This is a genomic window from Pedobacter sp. 05L430 (assembly GCF_056397585.1).
This window is the reverse complement of sequence record NZ_JBFTNT010000627.1, coordinates 1-527: the sequence shown is the minus strand read 5'-3', so window position 1 is coordinate 527 and position 527 is coordinate 1. Positions and strand designations below refer to the sequence as shown.

The window sequence follows — 527 nt, the reverse complement described above, 5'->3', positions numbered from 1 at the left end:
GATTTGTAATTGCTATCAGATTATTTTTTGGTTAATTTTATTAAAAACCAAGTATATGTCACAAGTTCTAAAAGCGTCTCGAACAGAATTAGAAAAAGCCAAACAAAGGCTGGAAGAAATGAAAGGAGAGTCAAACCCAGTAAAATTTGAAAGTTATTGGAGGGATTTTTTAAATTATATAGAAAAATCATGGCAAAAGTCCGAATTCGAATGTGACCATATAAAAAACAAATTTATACCATGGCGCGGGTCATATGTTAAAGCTAGAAAAACTGACCCGCTATTACAATACTTGAATCAAGCGCGCGATTCAGATAACCACTCAATTCAGGAGGTTGTAGTAAAACAGCAAGATAGGGTTAATATCAGACCATCGAAAAGTGGCGACCTACACATAAAACAAATGGTAATTGTAGACAATGTTTTGGAAACCTACGATGGAGATCCAATAGATATCATTGCTGTTCCTGGCAGAATAGAAGCGATAAGCGTTGTAAATAGAGGTGTGGCATTTACTCCACCTAATG

The 527-nt window shown here is 35.3% G+C and carries 1 protein-coding gene; it reads left to right on the top strand.

The features are described from left to right. Positions 1 to 55 precede the first annotated feature (55 nt). Positions 56 to 527, top strand: a 472-nt coding sequence (locus AC1DG9_RS27690) for a hypothetical protein (RefSeq protein ID WP_477635782.1), incomplete at its 3' end; no start/stop codon positions are given.